The organism is uncultured Methanobrevibacter sp., assembly GCF_937906425.1.
Lineage (GTDB): Archaea > Methanobacteriota > Methanobacteria > Methanobacteriales > Methanobacteriaceae > Methanobrevibacter.
Genome location: NZ_CALCYR010000269.1, coordinates 1 through 1839 on the forward strand (window position 1 = coordinate 1; position 1839 = coordinate 1839).

The 1839-nt window shown below is 32.2% G+C and carries 1 protein-coding gene; it reads left to right on the forward strand.

The genetic code is table 11. The features are described from left to right. Window positions 1–249 precede the first annotated feature (249 nt). Complete coding sequence (bioA, locus tag Q0138_RS07925; protein WP_297983097.1) at window positions 250–1611, forward strand: adenosylmethionine--8-amino-7-oxononanoate transaminase; 1362 nt, start codon at window positions 250–252, stop codon at window positions 1609–1611. The last annotated feature ends 228 nt before the right edge of the window (window positions 1612–1839 follow it).

Genomic DNA, 1839 nt, shown 5'->3' on the forward strand with positions numbered 1-1839 from the left:
AGACTGGATTGTTTAATTATTTATTTTAGTTTTTAATTTTTAGTTTTTAAAGACTGGATTGTTTAATTATTTATTTTAGTTTTTAATTTTTAGTTTTTAAAGACTGGATTGTTTAATTATTTATTTTAGTTTTTAATTTTTAGTTTTTAAAGACTGGATTGTTTAATTATTTATTTTAGTTTTTAATTTTTAGTTTTTAAAGACTAACTGCATTAATTATTAATTATTTATTATTTTCAAGGTTATAACATGAATAAAAGTAAAAAATGTGTTGAGAAGGATTTGGCTCATATTTGGCATCCTGCTTCTCAGATGAAGGATTATGAGGATTTTCCTCCTATTGTCATAGACCATGGGTCTGGGGTTCATCTTTATGATGTTGACGGAAATGAATATACGGACATCATAAGCTCATGGTGGTGCAATCTTTTAGGGCACTGCAATGAGGAGGTAAGTGAAGCTCTCAAGGCTCAAGTCGATGAGCTTGACCATGTTCTTTTTGCTAATTTTTCACACAAGACAATCATAGAGCTTTCCCAGCGCTTGATTCGTGTCATGCCTGAGGGAATCGAGAAGTTCTGTTTTGTGGACAACGGTTCCGCTTCAGTTGAATGTGCACTGAAAATGGCATTTCAATACTGTCAGCAAAATGGCTATGAGGAAAAGAGGCGCTTCATGTGCTTTACAGATGCTTATCATGGAGAGACATTGGGGGCATTGTCTGTAGGTGCACTTGATGAGTATTCAAAGGTTTTTGAACCTATAATGCTTGATACAATCAAGGTTCAAGCTCCGGATTGTTATAGGTGTCCATATGCTAAGGATAGGGACAATTGTGAATGCGAATGTTTTGAACATGCAGAGCATGCCTTTGAGGAATATGGTCATGAGACTTGTGCAATGATTGTTGAGCCATTGATTCAGGGAAGTGCTGGAATGAAAATCTATCCTCCATTATATCTTAAGAAATTGAGAGCCCTCTGTGATGAATATGATGTTCTTCTTATAGCTGATGAGATTGCAACCGGATTCGGCAGAACAGGAAAGTTCTTTGCAGTTGATCATGCAGGAATCACTCCGGATATAATGTGTGTTTCAAAGGGACTTACAAATGGATATATGGCAATGGCGGTTGCATGTACAACAGATAAGATTTATGATGGATTCTATGGAGAGTATGCAGATAATATTGCATTCATGCACAGTCATACCTATGCAGGAAATCCATTGGCTGCAAGTGTGGCAAATGCAACCCTTAAGGTATTGGAAAGGGATAATGTAATTGAAAATCAGAAGGAAAAGGCAATTTGGTTAAACAAGAGATTTCATGACTATTTTGATAATAATCCAAATGTTGGTGAAATCAGGCAGATGGGCTTGATAAATGCAATTGAACTTGTGGAGGATAAAAAAACCAAGAAAGGCTTTGATTCTGATTTGAGAATAGGCTATAGGATTTATAGAAAGGCATTGGAGAGAGGGCTTATGTTAAGGCCACTTGGCAATGTGATGTATTTCAATCCTCCTTTGGTTATAACTGAGGAAGAGTTGGAACAATCCCTTGAGATATGTAATTGGGCAGTTAATGCCGTATTGGATGAATTAAAATAGTTTTTAATTAGTTTTACTATTTTTAATTTAATATTTTTGTTTTTATTTTAGCTATTTTTTTATTTTTTTAGTTATTTTTTTATTTTATTTTTAGCTGTTTTTTTATTTTAGCTATTTTTTTATTATTTTTTTATTATTTTTTATTTTATTTTATTTTTTATTTTATTTTTTATTTTTAGCTATTTAATCTATTTTTAAGTTTTAATTTTCTTTTTTTTATTTTATTCT

What these genes read in the sequence shown, in the direction of transcription:
- bioA (WP_297983097.1), top strand. Translation starts at nt 250, where the DNA reads ATGAATAAAAGTAAAAAATGTGTTGAGAAGGATTTGGCTCATATTTGG.